Annotated in this window: 14 protein-coding genes; 4 read left to right on the forward strand and 10 right to left on the reverse strand. The window is 59.8% G+C overall.

What is annotated here, in order from left to right:
* Positions 1-53: 53 nt before the first annotated feature.
* Entirely contained in the window at positions 54-503 is a 450-nt protein-coding gene (locus DM813_RS05030) for a YcgN family cysteine cluster protein (RefSeq protein WP_128322326.1), read from the reverse strand.
* A 157-nt stretch (positions 504-660) separates the two neighbouring features.
* Between DM813_RS05030 and DM813_RS05035 the strand changes: the two genes are divergently transcribed.
* Positions 661-1,254: a nitroreductase family protein gene (locus DM813_RS05035; protein WP_128322327.1), complete on the forward strand. Its 594-nt coding sequence runs from the start codon at positions 661-663 to the stop codon at positions 1,252-1,254.
* Between the two features lie 64 nt (positions 1,255-1,318).
* On the opposite strand, the gene DM813_RS05040 is transcribed toward DM813_RS05035, so the two are convergent.
* The 5 genes from DM813_RS05040 to DM813_RS05060 form a co-directional block, all read right to left on the reverse strand.
* Complete coding sequence (locus DM813_RS05040) at positions 1,319-2,251, reverse strand: D-2-hydroxyacid dehydrogenase (protein ID WP_128322328.1); 933 nt, start codon at positions 2,249-2,251, stop codon at positions 1,319-1,321.
* 77 nt (positions 2,252-2,328) lie between these two features.
* The gene (locus DM813_RS05045) at positions 2,329-2,622 is read right to left on the reverse strand and encodes a YcgL domain-containing protein (protein ID WP_128322329.1); all 294 of its coding nucleotides are present in this window, start codon (positions 2,620-2,622) and stop codon (positions 2,329-2,331) included.
* Positions 2,619-3,752, reverse strand: a complete 1,134-nt coding sequence (rnd, locus tag DM813_RS05050; protein WP_128322330.1) for a ribonuclease D — start codon at positions 3,750-3,752, stop codon at positions 2,619-2,621. Before rnd ends, DM813_RS05045 begins: the two co-directional genes overlap by 4 nt.
* A gap of 96 nt (positions 3,753-3,848) precedes the next feature.
* A complete protein-coding gene (locus DM813_RS05055; RefSeq protein WP_128322331.1) occupies positions 3,849-5,483 on the reverse strand; it encodes a phosphoethanolamine transferase in 1,635 nt (544 codons plus the stop codon).
* A 198-nt stretch (positions 5,484-5,681) separates the two neighbouring features.
* A complete protein-coding gene (locus DM813_RS05060) occupies positions 5,682-6,047 on the reverse strand; it encodes a 5-carboxymethyl-2-hydroxymuconate Delta-isomerase (protein ID WP_128322332.1) in 366 nt (121 codons plus the stop codon).
* Between the two features lie 117 nt (positions 6,048-6,164).
* On the opposite strand from DM813_RS05060, the gene DM813_RS05065 reads away from it, so the two are divergent.
* Positions 6,165-6,389, forward strand: a complete 225-nt coding sequence (locus DM813_RS05065) for a YdcH family protein (RefSeq protein ID WP_128322333.1) — start codon at positions 6,165-6,167, stop codon at positions 6,387-6,389.
* A 128-nt stretch (positions 6,390-6,517) separates the two neighbouring features.
* Here the strand turns inward: DM813_RS05065 and DM813_RS05070 are convergent, their stop codons facing one another.
* Positions 6,518-7,114 (reverse strand): hypothetical protein, encoded by a 597-nt coding sequence (locus DM813_RS05070; RefSeq protein WP_128322334.1) that lies wholly within the window; start codon positions 7,112-7,114, stop codon positions 6,518-6,520.
* 315 nt (positions 7,115-7,429) lie between these two features.
* Positions 7,430-8,869: an alanine/glycine:cation symporter family protein gene (locus tag DM813_RS05075; protein WP_128322335.1), complete on the reverse strand. Its 1,440-nt coding sequence runs from the start codon at positions 8,867-8,869 to the stop codon at positions 7,430-7,432.
* Positions 8,870-9,277: 408 nt separating this feature from the next.
* Between DM813_RS05075 and DM813_RS05080 the strand changes: the two genes are divergently transcribed.
* Positions 9,278-11,050, forward strand: coding sequence for a phosphoethanolamine transferase CptA (locus DM813_RS05080; protein ID WP_128322336.1), 1,773 nt, complete (start codon positions 9,278-9,280; stop codon positions 11,048-11,050).
* A 24-nt stretch (positions 11,051-11,074) separates the two neighbouring features.
* On the opposite strand, the gene DM813_RS05085 is transcribed toward DM813_RS05080, so the two are convergent.
* Entirely contained in the window at positions 11,075-11,845 is a 771-nt protein-coding gene (locus tag DM813_RS05085) for a class II aldolase/adducin family protein (protein WP_128322337.1), read from the reverse strand.
* 51 nt (positions 11,846-11,896) lie between these two features.
* A complete protein-coding gene (locus DM813_RS05090; protein WP_128322338.1) occupies positions 11,897-12,736 on the reverse strand; it encodes a TauD/TfdA dioxygenase family protein in 840 nt (279 codons plus the stop codon).
* 212 nt (positions 12,737-12,948) lie between these two features.
* On the opposite strand from DM813_RS05090, the gene DM813_RS05095 reads away from it, so the two are divergent.
* Positions 12,949-13,629, forward strand: coding sequence for a TetR/AcrR family transcriptional regulator (locus DM813_RS05095; RefSeq protein ID WP_128322339.1), 681 nt, complete (start codon positions 12,949-12,951; stop codon positions 13,627-13,629).
* Positions 13,630-13,658: the final 29 nt, after the last annotated feature.

Here is a 13,658-nt window from a genome sequence, read left to right on the forward strand (position 1 = left end):
GCATACAGAAACTCCTTGTTCCCCCAGACGCGCTACCCGGCAACCCGGGCGCCTCAGCCGGCGCGAAAAATCAGGTGGTCTTCCCAGTCATCTTCATCGACGCTGTTCTCGCTCAGCATGCGACCGGATTGGGAAATCCGCTGTTTATGCACCTGGTCGCGATCACCGCACACCAGGTGGTGCCAGCTCGGCAGATCCTTGCCTTCGCTGACCAATCGATAACCGCAGGTTGTCGGCAACCACTTGAACTGATCGGCCTTGCCCGGCGTCAGCTGGATGCAGTCGGGTACGTGCTTGAGCCGATTCGGGTAATCGCTGCACTGGCACGTCTTGAGATCCAGCATCTTGCAGGCGATACGCGTGTAATAAACGCTGTTGTCGTCTTCGTCTTCAAGTTTTTGCAGGCAGCACAGGCCACAACCGTCGCACAGCGACTCCCACTCCTGGCGGTCGAGCTGTTCGAGGGTTTTACGCGTCCAGAAGGCGTCGGCGCTGGCGATCATGTAACGGGTGTCCTGTTTCAATAGTGGTGCTGCACGGCGGCGGCGCCAGTCTAGGGCGAGTCTTGCAGCAATACCAGACCGCTTGTCAGGGCTGGCGCGAGGCAGTAGTTTGACCGGCGGTTGACCTCCACCTTTTCCACCTTCTCAGGAACTCGCCATGAGTGCTAATCCTCGCGTTGCCGAACATGCCATCGACGATCAGTTCATCAATCGCTGGTCGCCGCGCGCCTTCACCGCCGAACCGATCAGCGAAGCTACCCTGCTGAGCTTCCTTGAAGCTGCGCGCTGGGCCCCTTCGGCCTACAACTCGCAGCCATGGCGCTTCCTCTATGCCCGTCGCGACACCCCGAACTGGGAGCGTTACCTGGGCCTGCTCAACGAGTTCAACCGCAGCTGGGCGCAACACGCCTCGGCGCTGGTGATCGTGCTGTCCAAGACCACCTTCACTGCGCCCGGCGCCAGCGAAGAAACGCCGGCTCTGTGGCACACCTTCGACACCGGTTCGGCCTGGGGCCACCTGGCCCTGCAGGCCAGCATCAGCGGCTGGCACACCCACGGCATGGCGGGATTCGATCAGGAACTGACCCGCAAGGAACTGAAGATCCCTGAAGGCTACGCCCTTCATGCCGCGGTGGCGATTGGCAAGCTGGGCGACAAGGCCAGCCTGGCTGAAGGCCTGCAAGCCCGTGAAGTACCTAGCCCGCGTCGCTCGCTGAGCGAACTGGCCGCCGAGGGTGATTTCAGCCTGTAAGCGGCTGTCGACGGCACGCCGACTCTTGCGGGAGTCGACGTGCCGGCGATACGTTTCAATACACTCAGTACCCGCGCAAGAAATCCACTTCACCCCGCAACGCTTCGCCCGACTGATAGGCCCGCAGGTTCTCGACGAACAAACGCACCATCGCCGTTGGCGAGGTCGGTGCCGAACTATGCCCGGTCAGCAGCAGCCCCCAGGCGGTCCAGAACGGATGACGCGCCGGCAGTGGCTCCTGACGGCAAACGTCAATCACCGCGCCGGCCAGATGCCCCAGCTTCAGCGCTTCGACCAGGTCACCATCCACCACCGCCACGCCTCGCCCGGCGTTGATGAACAACGCCTCGGGATTGAAGCGCGCAAACAGCGCGGCATCGTACAGGTCGTGGGTCGATGGCGTGTCTGGCAACAGGTTGACGACATAGTCCATCTCGCCGACCAGACGAGGCAGTTCGCTCAATGCGGCCACTTCGATAAAAGGCGCCTGCTCACGGGCCTGACTGGCGATACCGTAGAGTTTTACGCCAAACGGCAGCAGAAACTCTGCCACCCGCTGACCAATGTCACCGGTGCCGACAATCAATACCCGCCGCCCTTCCAGGCTGCGGCCGGGCCGGTCATCCCATTTACGCTCGACCTGGCTGACCAGGCGCGCGGTGACTTCGCGCTCATGCACGAGCAGGTAAGTCAGCACATACTCGGCCATTACCTGGCCAAAGATGCCAACCGCGCGGGTCAGACGATAGTTTTGCTGCAGGCCCTCAGCCAGCAGTGGCGTGATCCCGGCCCAGGTCGACTGCAGCCACTGTGGCTGGTGGCCCTGGCGCAACAAGGTCGCCAGCAAGTCAGGTTGCCCTAACCAGATCGGGCATTGGGCGGCCTGGTCAGCCAGTTCGGCCGAGTCGCCACTGGTCAGCACCTCGAGGTCCGGGGCGGCCTCGCGCAGCAGGCGGGCGTACAGGGGATGATCCTGTTCAGCGATCAAAACTCGCATGTTCTTACAACCTTGGCAGAAACAACGAAGGCCGCCGGACCTCAGGCCCTGGCGGCATCACAGCAGGCGGACCGGGTTCAGACCGGGTCGTTGCGGCGCAGCAGCTCTTCGGGCAGGTGCTCGATGTACTCGTCTTCGACCGGTGGCATCTGCAGGTGATAGCCCTGCTGCTCGAGGTTCTCCAGCACCTTGGTGATGTCTTCGCGGGCCAGGGTGCGCTCCGGGGTCAGCACCAGGTCGAAGGCATGCACCGGCTTGCCAAAAAACGGTAGCAAACCTTCCGGTACGCGCTCCAGGCCGTCGGCCTTGAGCACGTACAGGTACATTTCGTTTTTGCGTGGGCTCTTGTAGATCGAGCAGATACGTTTCATTGCGGTTCTCCAGCACTGGCCAGGCAATCGAGCAGCGCTTGCCCCATTCGCTCACGACGCCAGCCGCGCAACGAATCGGGTAATTGATAAGGGCCTGAGGGGTAGCCGCTCTTGAGCAGCAACTCGAGTATTTTCTTGCGCAGCATCAGTTCCGGGGCGATGTTCAGACGCTCGGCCTCCGCCTGACCGATGGCACGCAGCTGTTTGAGCAGCGCCGAAGCTTCAATCGGCAAGGGCTCCGGGACGGCCGGTGGCCACTGTGCCGGTGGCAGGCTGGCGGCCTGCTTGATCAGCGCAAGCAGGAACTCACCGTCCTGACGGATGGTGCGCGGGTGCATGTCTTCGATTTTCGCCAGCGCCGACAGCGAGTCTGGCTGGGTCTTGGCCATGGGCCACAGCGCGTTTTCGCGCACGATGCGGTTGCGTGGCAGGTCACGGGAACGCGCTTCACGCTCGCGCCAGGCGCACAGCTCACGCAGCACGGCCAACTGGGCGCGGGAAAGCTTCCAGGCCAGCTTGGCGTCGCGGTACAGCTCATAAGGATCGGTTTCGCGGCGTAGCTGGGCCACCAGCTCGGCGCCATCTTCCAGTACCCAGGCGTACTTGTCGTCCGACAGTTGCGGGCGCAGGCGCTCGTACAGCTCGGCCAGGTGCACGGCATCTTCGGCGGCGTAGCTGACCTGGGTGTCCGACAGCGGACGCTGCAACCAGTCGGAGCGGGTTTCGCCCTTGGGCAACTCGATGCCCAGCACTTCCTGGACCAGACGCGAATAGCCCATGGAGAAGCCCAGGTTGAGGTAACCGGCGGCCAGTTGGGTGTCGAACAGAGGGCTTGGCAAGCTGCCGGTCAGGCGCGACAGCACTTCCAGGTCTTCGCTGCAGGCATGCAGCACCTTGATCACCTGGGTGTCTTCAAGCAGTTCGGCCAGCGGCTGCCAGTTGCCGATCCGCAACGGGTCGATCAGGTAGGCTCGCGCCCCGTCGCCGACCTGGATCAACCCGGCAATCGGATAGAAGGTATCAACCCGCATGAACTCGGTGTCGACTGCCACGAAGGGCAACTTGCGCCACTGCAGGCAGTGTCCGGCAAGGCTGCTATCGTCGCAAATCCAGTGTATTTCGATGGCCACAGGGCTCTCCCACAAACAATGGCGCGCAGTATATACGGCGCAGGCCATTGCCGGGAAACCGCTCGACCGCTATCCCTGCCTGGCCTGCGTGTGTGTTCAGTGTTGCGCCACGGCCGGACGGCAACTGGCAAACATGTCCAGTTGCTGGTCATAGAGGCTGGTGCGTACTTGCAGTAGGCCAAGCAGTGAGTGGAACAGGTTGTCCTGGCTCAGCGGTTCGTTGCGTGCCGTGTTCAGGCAATCGGTATCGACCGCAAACTCCTTGCGGTAGCTGTCGGAGAACCAGGCCAGCATGGGCACGTGCTTCTGTTGCTCCGGTGCCAGCATATAAGGCGTGCCATGCAGGAACAGGTTGTACTCGCCCAGCGACTCGCCATGATCGGAAATATAAAGCATGGCGGTGTCGACCTTGTCTTGCTTGCTGCGCAGAACATCGATCAGCGACGACAGTACATGGTCGGTATACACCAGAGTGTTGTCATACGCATTGATGATGCTTTGCTCACTGCACTGGTTCAACGCATTGCTCGGGCACACCGGGGTGAAGTGTTCGTACTTCATCGGGTAGCGTTTGAAGTATTCCGGGCCATGGCTGCCCATCTGGTGCAGCACCAGCACGGTGTCTTGCTGCAGGTTGTCGAGCATCGCATCCAGGCCTTTGAGCAGAATCTCGTCATGACATTCGCTGTTGGTGCACAGGTCGGTGTCCTTGCCGTTGCTCACGTCTTCGAACTGCACCCGGTCGCAGGTGCCCTTGCAACCCGACTGGTTGTCGCGCCAGTGCACCGCCAGCCCGGCACGCTGCAGCACATCGAGCAGGCCTTCCTGGTTCTTCGCCTTGGTCGCCTGGTAATCCTTACGAGTGAAGCCAGAGAACATGCAGGGCACCGAAACAGCCGTTTCCGTGCCGCAGGAATGTACGTCAGTGAATGCAATCAGCCCGTCCTGCTTGCTCAATTCCGGCGTAGTGTCGCGGCTGTAACCCAGCAGACCGAAGTTCTGCGCCCGCGCGCTCTCCCCCACTACCAGCACCGTCAACGACTTGCGGGCGTGCTGTTGCCAGCCCGGGGCACGCTGGGCATCTTCACCGATCTTGGCGAACGGCTTGGCCGCAGTGCCTACCTGCTCACCGACATAACCGATCGAAGCACCGACCACGTTGCTGGGCACCAGCATCAGGCGGATTTCATGGTGATTGCGAAACAGCGAGGCCAACCCCTGGTAATTAAGCAACGCCACCACACCGAGCAATGCCACACAGGTCACGCTGGCCAACAACTTGCCGAACAGTTCGCGGTACCAGACCCGGTAGTTGATAGGCGTATAGTAAAGCAACAGCGCAGGCAGCAAACCGAGCACTACTATATAAAGACCCAACTTCAACGACAACAGATCCCTAACTTCCGCCGCATTGGTTTCAGCGGTATTGCGCAACATACCCACATCAATCAACACACCGTATTGATTCATGAAGTAAGCCGCGCCGGCGCCGGCCATCAACAACACGATAAGTACCGGTTTCAAAACCCCGCGAAACGCGACCAAGGTCAATACCAGGTTAAAGGCGCAAAAGATCAGTACACCAAATGCCAGACGCAGCAACAGCCCCGACGCACCGGGCGCCACAATACTGGAGAGGTGCGTCCAGAGCACAGAGTTGAAGGCAATCAGGAAGTACAGGCTGGCAAGCAGCGTGACCCATTCGGCCCGCAGTGGTTTGATCTTGAACATTGCGCTTCGCTTGGTTAATGGTCGGTAAGGGCACCCTTGCGGCGCCACTTTTGAACAACCCGAACAGTAATAACCGCGCTATCAATTTTTCGTGAAAAAGACGCCAACATTTGGTCGACTGACGCCTATTTGTTCATTACAAATTTTTCACATTAGTTATTCATTACATTTTTTTCACACAAGTTTCACTTAATAACATCAACCGGGCATTCGCAGCTTCGAATAAGCATCACGGTCAATATCCAGCACCTCGGCGCACAACTGGATATCCAGCCCGGCTTGCTCCGGTATCGCCTCCTTCAGCACCTCCAGCAGGCTTGCCGACAACTGGCGCTTCACCTCTGCCGAACGGCCACTGAGGATTGCCAGCTTGATATGGACAAAGGCGCGCTCGCCAGGGGCGATACCCACGCGAAAGCCGCTGAGCGCAACCGCACGGCTCTTGATGTCCGCTTCATCAGCGAACTGACCACTACCAACCAGGGCGTGGTTGAGGCGCAGCAACAGGCGGTCGGCGTCCAGCTCGCGCAGGTTGTCGGTGTATTCCACGTGCAGATGAGGCATGGCAAGGGCCTTGTAATCAGAAATGTGACAACAGACTACTCCAGCCGCTAAACCCGGCAAAGACGTCTATTCTCATAGTTCATGACTTCCATCCCAAAACCCCGGAGAGGTGAAGAAATGCCGGTCAAGCACGATTTGCTCGCAGACCTGAACATGACCAGAGACGCGTTCGACGCCAAGAAGAAAACCGACCCACGGCTCAGCGAACTGAGTGACAAGTACAAAGCCATCGATGCCCAGGTGGTCGCGGCAGAAGAGAGCAGCGCTGCAGACGACCAGGTCACCCAACTTCGTAAAAAGCGCCTGCAGATCAAAGACGAAATCGTCGCTCACCTGAAGTAACCCTGCCGAACACCTGACCAGCGGGCTTGGCTGCGATTGCGATGTAGCCGTCACATCGCATCGCGAGACAAGCCCGCTTCTGCTTCAACCGATATCCGTCAGTTGCCCAGCGTCCGGTTTGTCCTCATTTATGACTTCGGCACTTCGGTGAAGTCCAGCAACATCTCGAAACCAGCCTTTCCGAGGAAGTCCTCCAAGGACACGTCAACATCATCCCAGGTTAGCGGCCCCGGTGACATGGTTTGCTCCCCCAACACCTCGTCAACATCCGCCGAGGTTAATACCGCCGAGCCATCCACTGAATTGAGGTGCAGTTGAGCCCTTTCCGGCTGAAAGGTTTTGGCTTCCACATCAAAGCAGACAATCAGCATTACCAGTATCTCGGGTCTGCTCAAGGCCTGGCCTGGGTTTCGTTGGACAAAGTCCATCAATGCCTCAGCGTCAATGATGGCGCTGCTCGCATCAGGCATTGCGTGCGTCTGACTCATCAATTCACAGACAGCACCCTCAAAACCGAGTGGCTTGGGCTGCCCCGTCAATGTCTGGAAAACTACATCGACCGCTTCTTTGCGATCAGGCCACCCGAGCACCTGGAGCGCACCATCCAAATGGCTGTCGAGAAGAGGAGGTAAGCAAAGAGGAGGAAGGTGGACAGGCTGCCGTTCACCAGAAAATAAAAAATCCTGGCCAAAATTACCGTCCCGGGCGGCCTGAAAGGTGGCCATAGTCAGGCTCATTGGGGCAGAAGCGGGCTGGTCTGGTGCGTCAATTCGCTGCTGGACAGGAGAAGAATTGATAGGTGATACAAGCATGCTGACTCTCCGGAGGGATTCATAGTCAGATGATCCGCACAAATCACGCCCATTGCTTTCACAATCCGCTCATGCCGCAAGGTGAATCCGATCATCACAAGGCTCTGCCGGGTGGGCCGGTTGCACCTGTCAGTCGAGCGATTGGTTGGGGCCACTCCCACAGGGTATGCACGGACAGTGTGGGAGCGGCCATAGGCCGCGATGGGCTGCGAAGCAGCCCCAAACTGCCTACCGATCTTGCACCGGTTGCAGAGGCGGCTCGGAACCCTCGGCCCCACCCCAGATCTCTGCATCGATCTTGCCGGCCAGCTCCGGATAATCCCTGGCATTGAACTCCGGCGTACCCGCGGCGCGCTGGGCAAAGTAGTCACGGGTCAACTTGACCACCACGCCCGACAGCAGGCAGATCGCAATCAGGTTGATCGTCGCCATCAGGCCCATCGCTGCATCAGCGGCATCAAACACGTTGGCAACGCTTTCGTAAGCGCCCCAGACCACCATCAACAACGCGGCAATACGCAGTACGGTCAGGCCCAGGCGGGAATTGAGCTTCAGGTACACCATGGCGTTTTCAGCGTAGGTGTAGTTGCCAATGATCGAGGTAAAGGCAAAGAAGAAGATCGCAATGGCAATGAAATACTGACCGGCCCAGCCGATGTGGACATTCATGGCCGCCTGGGTCAGTGGCATCCCGGTCATTTCAGGGCCCGGGACTACACCGGAGAGCAGGATCATCACAGCTGTGGCCGTACAGATCAGCAAGGTATCGATGAACACACCCAGCGCCTGGACAAAGCCCTGCGAGGACGGATGATGAGGGTTGGGCGTAGCCACTGCAGCAATGTTCGGCGCCGAGCCCATGCCCGCTTCGTTGGAGAACAGGCCGCGTTTAACGCCGTTGAGCATGGCGCCAGCAATACCACCCACCGCAGAATCCAGGCCAAAGGCGCTCTTGACGATCAACATCAATACCGCAGGCACGTCGCTCAGGTTGGTCACAATCACATAGGCGGCTACCAGCAGGTAGGCACCGGCCATGAACGGCACGACCAGCTCTGCAAGGCGGGCGATTTTCTTGATTCCGCCAAAAATCACCACACCGGCCAGCGCCGCCACCACTACACCCGTGGTCAGTTTGGGCACGCCAAAGGCGCCCAGATTGGCATCGGCAATCGAGTTGGCTTGCACCGCGCCAAACACCAGACCAAAGGCGATGATCAGGCACACCGAAAAAATGGCCGCCGCCCAGGGCGCATTCAGGCCTTTGGCGATGTAGAACGCCGGACCACCACGGTATTCACCGTTGCTGTTACGTACTTTGTAGAGCTGAGCCAGGGTGCTTTCGGCGTAAGCCGTGGCCATGCCCAGCGATGCCACCACCCACATCCAGAACACTGCTCCCGGCCCACCAAGGGTGATGGCCACCGCCACACCGGCAAGGTTTCCGGTGCCTACCCGCGAGGCCAGGCTGGTGCACAACGCCTGAAACGGGGTGATACCGCTGGCATCTTTTGCCGGCGCACGCAGTACCGAGCGAAAAAACTCGGGCAAATGACGAAATTGAATAAAGCCCAAGCGGACTGTGAAGTAGATACCTGCGGCCAGCAGGCCATAGATCAGGACATACCCCCAGAAGAAGGTATTCAGTGCGTTGATCACGGCTGTCATTGTACGTTCCCAAGTAAAGCGCAGCGCCGCTAAAGGGCCCTGCTCAGTCTGTAAAGCCACGGGTGCCAGAGAGCGCCCGGTACCTTTTGCAGTGTGAATGGCCTGAAACAGTGGGAAGTGCCCACTGTTTCAGCAGTGTTTCGCATCACTGTAGACGTGATGAAGGATGGCGCGAGTCGGGGCTCGGCTCGACCGGCATGGATCAGCAACTATGCAGGTACTTTTCAAGCCCGGCATATTAGCAGATCCCCTCTTTATCTACTGGAACGGGCTTTTACTGAAAATGTCGTGGGGCACGTAGGAAACACGCCGCGCCGGTTGACGTTATTTTCACGCCCAGCCCATTAGTCTGCCTGCCTTTCCGGTAGCTCGCAGATTCGGCGGCCGCCAAGGACCGACGAGGCTTACGTGTCAGCAACTACATCTACTCCCACGCGAAAAAGCGTGGACTGGGCCGGCCTGGGCTGGCTGCTGTTGTTCTTCTGGTACTTCTCCGGTGTCACCCAGGCACTACTGCTGTTCAGCGGCACCACCGGTTTCGCCGGTTTTCGCGACGCGCTGTTCCTTAGCACCTTGTGGTTCGTGCCGGTGTTGCTGCTGCCACAGTTCACCCGGACGATTGCCGCGATCATCGGCGTGGTGCTCTGGGCGGCCTCGCTGGTCGGCCTGAGTTACTTTGCCATCTATCACCAGGAGTTTTCACAGAGCGTCATCTTCGTGATGTTCGAGTCGAACAGCGCCGAAGCCGGGGAATACTTCAGCCAGTACTTCAGTGTCGGGCTGTGCCTGGCGCTGCTGCTCTATACCGTAGTTGCCGTACTGCTGTGGAAACGCCTGCGGCCGGTCACACTTTCCGTGCGCAGCCGCATCCCGGTAGTGCTTCTGCTGCTGGCCGCGAACCTGGTCTACCCGTTCTACAAACAACTGGTCACCCAGCAGCGCAGCTTCGCCGATGCTGTGGAAAAGGTGCAACTGCGGATGGAACCGGCAGTCCCCTGGCAGCTGGTCGTTGGCTACCAGCAGTACCGCCAGCAACTGGACAACATGCAGAAACTGCTGGAGCAGAACGCTTCGCTGCCGCCCTTGCAGCATCTTCAGGACAGCAGCGGAGAGGCACCACGTACCCTGGTGCTGGTCCTGGGCGAGTCCACCACCCGCGAACACATGCACCTGTATGGCTACAACCGCGAGACCACGCCGAACCTCGATGCCCTGGCCGCCAGCGACTCGGGCCTGACCGTGTTCCAGAATGTCGTCTCGCCGCGCCCGTATACCATCGAGGTGATGCAGCAGATCCTGACCTTCGGCGACCAGCAGCACCCTGATCGCTTCATGACCGACCCATCGCTGATCAACCTGATGAAACAGGCGGGCTACAAGACGTTCTGGATCACCAACCAGCAGACGATGACCAAGCGCAACACCATGCTCACCACCTTCTCCCAGCAGACGGATGCACCGGTCTACCTGAACAACCAGCGCAACCAGAATGCCAGCCAGTACGACGACGTGGTGCTCGCACCCTTTGAGAAGGCCCTCCAGGACCCGGCGCAGAAGAAGTTCATCATCGTCCACCTGCTGGGCACGCACATGGACTACCGCTTCCGCTATCCAGAGGCCTACGAGCGTTTCAAGGATCGCCAGGGCGTGCCGGCCAAGCTGACGTCGGACCAGGTGGAAACCTACAACTTCTACGATAACGCCGTGCTGTACAACGACTACGTGGTCTCGAGCCTGATCAAACGCTATTCGGCGAGCACACCCAACGGCTTTCTGATGTACCTCTCCGATCACGGCGAGGATGTGTACAGCTCCGGCAAACACGACCGTCTGGGGCGCAACGAAGGCGACCCGACCCGGCCGATGTACACCATTCCGTTCCTGGTCTGGACCTCGCCGAGCTGGCAGGCCGCCAACCCGCGCGACCTCAAAGGCATGGCCAACCGCGCCTACAGCAGCTCGCACCTGATCCACACCCTGTCCGACCTCGCCGGGTTGAGCTATGACCGCTACGAGCCCGCCAAGAGTCTGGTGAGCCCGGAGTTTGTGGTGGCCCCGCGCTGGATCGGTAACCCGTATAGCAAGGACGGCATCCGTGAGTTCGACCAGCTGCCGATGGACAAGGCCGAGCGCGCGCAGGAAGCCGCGCTCAGCATCAAGGCAAAGCCAGACAACATCTGACCGGCACGACCGGGGCGAAGACCCCTAGTCGAGCACCGACGGATCGCGCCGGATCTCCTCGCGCGCCATGGCTTCCCAGAGGAACGGGAAGCCATTGGTGTCAGTCCGCCCACCGGTTGCCTGCACGACGCTGGCGGGCAACGGTGAGCCGCCGCCGAGCGCCTCGACATGCCAGGCCAGGCGGCTGCGCCACTCCAGCGTGATGGCGCGCAAGTGCGCCTGACGGATACCGTTGGCCACTACCAGCACGCCGTGGTTGGCGAGCAACGCCCACTTGTGTGTTCCCAGTGCGTCCACGGCAGCGCGCCCCAGCGCCATGTCTTCAACCGTGCCGCGATACTCGTCATAGAGCACCGGGTCGGTATCAACCAGGGCGGAGGTCTGGTCGTAGATCGGCGGAATGCGCCCGGCCGCCGACCACACCGAGCCCCACTGCGGATGATTGTGGATCACCACGTCGACATCATGCCGTACCGCGTGGATGTCCATGTGCAGGTTGATGGCCGGCGTGATGTTCCATTCCCCCTCGATCACCTTGCCTTGCTGATCGAGGCGCACGATATCCGAAGCGGTTACTTCGCCCCAGGTGAGTTCCCAGGGGTTGGCCAGGTAGGTACCGTCGTCCTGGCGAACAGTTACATGACCGGCGATATGGTCGTTGTAGCCTTCGCGATACAACACCCGGCACAGCAATGCCACACGCTGATGCGCGGTCAACGCAGGCAGCAGCGCATGGCGGCCTGGCCTGGGAATGTAGCGCGCAAGCATTTCGTGATTCAGTGCATCCTTCAACATAGCGGTTCCCTCTTCAGCGACCGTTGCACACGGTAATCAACCATCAATGAATTACGCGTGGAACGGCCCGCGAGCGAACACCGAGGTCCGCTGCATGCGCCGTTGGTGCGGCTGGTAGTCCAGAATGGCGTTGTGCAGCACACTACGGTTGTCCCAGAGCACCATGTCACCCACGCGCCAGCGATGGCGGAAGCCGAATTGAACGTGCTGGCAATGTGCATGCAGGTAGGCGAGGATCGCATCGCTTTCGGGGGTGGCCAGGCCATCAATATGGGTGGTGTAGGTCGGGCTCAGGTACAACGCCTTGCGCCCCGACACCGGGTGTTGAATGACCAGCGGATGCAGGTGCCGGCGATTCATGTTGATGACCTCGACGTAGCGCTCGTGGGTGACCACGTTCTGGCGCAAGGCGGTTGTCATCGGGCCGTTCATGTCGTGCCAGGCATGCAGGCCTTCGAGGTACTGCTTCATGCGCGCGGACAACGCGTCGTAGGCGGTGGTCATGCTGGTCCAGCAGGTGTCGCCGCCACAAGGAGGCAAAATCTGCGCGTGGGTCATGGTGACAATCGGCGGGCTGGGCAAAAAGCTCTCGTCGTGGTGCCACATATCGGCCCGGTCGCCCAGCTTGGAATCGATGACCGTGATCTGCTCAAAGCCCTCGCCCAGATTGGGATAGAACGTGTGCACTTCGGGCTCACCAAAATACCGTGCAATCGCCAGGTGTTGTTCGGGTGTCAGCCCAGGAACGTGAAGCACGAGGGCTTCGTGTTTAACCAATGCCGCCTCGATGGCTGCCAGCGTTTGTGGCAGCGCGACGGAGGCAGGGTCCAGATCAAGCACTTCGGCGCCGAGGCTGGGGCCAAGGGGCCGAACGATGAAGGATGACGACATGGGCAATCTCCCGGTAGGGTTGCAACATCAGATCGTGTTAGGCGCATTGACTGCGCAGTGAGTGGTCGTCCGGTCGACGGGAACGATCATACTCACAGGTACCGGTGCTCAGATATTCGCATTTCCCCGCGCCCTGAATCACATATAACTATTTGATTTTTATAAAAATAAATTGATGGCGAGCCACCCTCGAAAACAACACTCGGATTTGTATGAACAAGAAAAACAGCGGACCGACAACGGACGTCCCGCCCTCGCCGGAGCAACTCCCTTCGTTGCGCAAACGCCCGATGCAATCACGCTCGCGGGCACTGGTCGAGGCCGTCGAGCAGGCGTGCCTGCAGATCCTCGATGAGGCCGGCGAGGAGGCGCTCAGCGTCAACCGCATTGCGGAACTGTCGGGGGTCGCGGTTGGCTCGATCTATCAGTACTTTCCCAACAAGGATGCCATCGTTGCCTTGTTGTACGAGCGCGTGCTGGACGAGGAAGCAGAAGAGCTGCTGAGGGTGCGTGAACGCCTGGTAGGTATGCCCTTGCAGGCGGCGCTGCGAGATATTCTGGCCAACATCATTCGTGTCGAAACACGGCTGTTCAAGCTGAACCGGGCCTTTCACCTGCGCTATCACTCCGCCCTGCACCTGGGCAGGTGGCGCGCGCCCTACCGCACAACGGGGGAGTTCATCGAAGCGACGTGGCTACCGCTGTTGAACATGTACGCGCATGAGATCACTACGGAACACCACGCCCTGTCGGCCTACTTGCTCGGGCAGGGCCTGCGCAGTGTGATCCGCTCGGTGCTGGAAGACATGCCGACGCAGCTCGAATCTTCAGCGTTGCTCGATAGCCTGGTGGCCATGGCGATGGGGTGCCTGCGACCTTCTGCAGTTGACTGAAAAATGGTCACAGCGATTGATCTGGAGGA

It is taken from the genome of Pseudomonas alkylphenolica, from assembly GCF_004025535.1.
In the GTDB taxonomy this organism is placed as follows: domain Bacteria; phylum Pseudomonadota; class Gammaproteobacteria; order Pseudomonadales; family Pseudomonadaceae; genus Aquipseudomonas; species Aquipseudomonas alkylphenolica_A.

Bases quoted from the DNA above. Each gene is read 5' to 3' on its own strand.
- DM813_RS05090 (WP_128322338.1), bottom strand. From the start codon at position 12,736: ATGTCGTCATCCTTCATCGTTCGGCCCCTTGGCCCCAGCCTCGGCGCC.
- DM813_RS05095 (WP_128322339.1), top strand. From the start codon at position 12,949: ATGAACAAGAAAAACAGCGGACCGACAACGGACGTCCCGCCCTCGCCG.
- DM813_RS05040 (WP_128322328.1), bottom strand. From the start codon at position 2,251: ATGCGAGTTTTGATCGCTGAACAGGATCATCCCCTGTACGCCCGCCTG.
- DM813_RS05055 (WP_128322331.1), bottom strand. From the start codon at position 5,483: ATGTTCAAGATCAAACCACTGCGGGCCGAATGGGTCACGCTGCTTGCC.
- DM813_RS05070 (WP_128322334.1), bottom strand. From the start codon at position 7,114: ATGGCCACCTTTCAGGCCGCCCGGGACGGTAATTTTGGCCAGGATTTT.
- DM813_RS05075 (WP_128322335.1), bottom strand. From the start codon at position 8,869: ATGACAGCCGTGATCAACGCACTGAATACCTTCTTCTGGGGGTATGTC.
- DM813_RS05035 (WP_128322327.1), top strand. From the start codon at position 661: ATGAGTGCTAATCCTCGCGTTGCCGAACATGCCATCGACGATCAGTTC.
- DM813_RS05060 (WP_128322332.1), bottom strand. From the start codon at position 6,047: ATGCCTCATCTGCACGTGGAATACACCGACAACCTGCGCGAGCTGGAC.
- DM813_RS05085 (WP_128322337.1), bottom strand. From the start codon at position 11,845: ATGTTGAAGGATGCACTGAATCACGAAATGCTTGCGCGCTACATTCCC.
- DM813_RS05030 (WP_128322326.1), bottom strand. From the start codon at position 503: ATGATCGCCAGCGCCGACGCCTTCTGGACGCGTAAAACCCTCGAACAG.
- DM813_RS05045 (WP_128322329.1), bottom strand. From the start codon at position 2,622: ATGAAACGTATCTGCTCGATCTACAAGAGCCCACGCAAAAACGAAATG.
- DM813_RS05065 (WP_128322333.1), top strand. From the start codon at position 6,165: ATGCCGGTCAAGCACGATTTGCTCGCAGACCTGAACATGACCAGAGAC.